The sequence below is a fragment of the Morganella sp. B601 genome (assembly GCF_051172335.1).
GTDB lineage: Bacteria > Pseudomonadota > Gammaproteobacteria > Enterobacterales > Enterobacteriaceae > Morganella > Morganella morganii.
The window spans coordinates 1-1,629 of the sequence record NZ_JBPIZE010000016.1 but is presented as its reverse complement, the minus strand read 5'-3'; the positions used below and the strand labels follow the sequence as shown (position 1 = coordinate 1,629).

General features: G+C 53.7%; 1 rRNA gene. It reads left to right on the top strand.

Going from position 1 to position 1,629, the window contains the following annotated elements:
* Positions 1-1,629, top strand: a 23S ribosomal RNA gene (locus tag ACSBQN_RS19235); the annotation flags it as partial.

Below are 1,629 nucleotides of genomic sequence, written 5' to 3'. Positions count from 1 at the left end.
TGCTGGAGGTATCAGAAGTGCGAATGCTGACATAAGTAACGATAATGCGGGTGAAAAACCCGCACGCCGGAAGACCAAGGGTTCCTGTCCAACGTTAATCGGGGCAGGGTGAGTCGACCCCTAAGGCGAGGCTGAAAAGCGTAGTCGATGGGCAACGGGTTAATATTCCCGTACTGGTGGTAACTGCGAAGGGGGGACGGAGAAAGCTAAATCATCCGGGCGACGGTTGTCCCGGTTTAAGCGTGCAGGTGGACTGACCAGGCAAATCCGGTCGGTTGTTAACACTGAGGCGTGACGACGAGCCACTACGGTGGTGAAGTGATTGATGCTCTGCTTCCGGGAAAAGCCTCTAAGCTCCAGGTTACCATTAATCGTACCCCAAACCGACACAGGTGGTCAGGTAGAGAATACTCAGGCGCTTGAGAGAACTCGGGTGAAGGAACTAGGCAAAATGGTGCCGTAACTTCGGGAGAAGGCACGCTGGCATTAGGTGAAGTGGTTTACCCATGGAGCTGAAGCCAGCCGCAGATACCAGCTGGCTGCAACTGTTTATTAAAAACACAGCACTGTGCAAACACGAAAGTGGACGTATACGGTGTGACGCCTGCCCGGTGCCGGAAGGTTAATTGATGAGGTTAGCGTAAGCGAAGCTTCTGATCGAAGCCCCGGTAAACGGCGGCCGTAACTATAACGGTCCTAAGGTAGCGAAATTCCTTGTCGGGTAAGTTCCGACCTGCACGAATGGCGTAATGATGGCCAGGCTGTCTCCACCCGAGACTCAGTGAAATTGAACTCGCTGTGAAGATGCAGTGTACCCGCGGCAAGACGGAAAGACCCCGTGAACCTTTACTATAGCTTGACACTGAACATTGAGCCTTGATGTGTAGGATAGGTGGGAGGCAACGAAGCGTGGACGCCAGTCTGCGCGGAGCCATCCTTGAAATACCACCCTTTAACGTTTGATGTTCTAACCCGGGTCCATAATCTGGATCGGGGACCGTGTCTGGTGGGTAGTTTGACTGGGGCGGTCTCCTCCCAAAGAGTAACGGAGGAGCACGAAGGTTGGCTAAGCATGGTCGGACATCATGCGGTTAGTGCAAAGGCATAAGCCAGCTTGACTGCGAGAGTGACGGCTCGAGCAGGTACGAAAGTAGGTCTTAGTGATCCGGTGGTTCTGAATGGAAGGGCCATCGCTCAACGGATAAAAGGTACTCCGGGGATAACAGGCTGATACCGCCCAAGAGTTCATATCGACGGCGGTGTTTGGCACCTCGATGTCGGCTCATCACATCCTGGGGCTGAAGTAGGTCCCAAGGGTATGGCTGTTCGCCATTTAAAGTGGTACGCGAGCTGGGTTTAGAACGTCGTGAGACAGTTCGGTCCCTATCTGCCGTGGGCGCTGGAAGATTGAGAGGGGTTGCTCCTAGTACGAGAGGACCGGAGTGAACGCACCACTGGTGTACGGGTTGTGATGCCAATTGCATTGCCCGGTAGCTAAGTGCGGAAGAGATAACCGCTGAAAGCATCTAAGCGGGAAACTTGCCTCGAGATGAGTCTTCCCTGACCCTTTAAGGGTCCTGAAGGAACGTTTGAGACTAAGACGTTGATAGGCTGGGTGTGTAAGCGCAG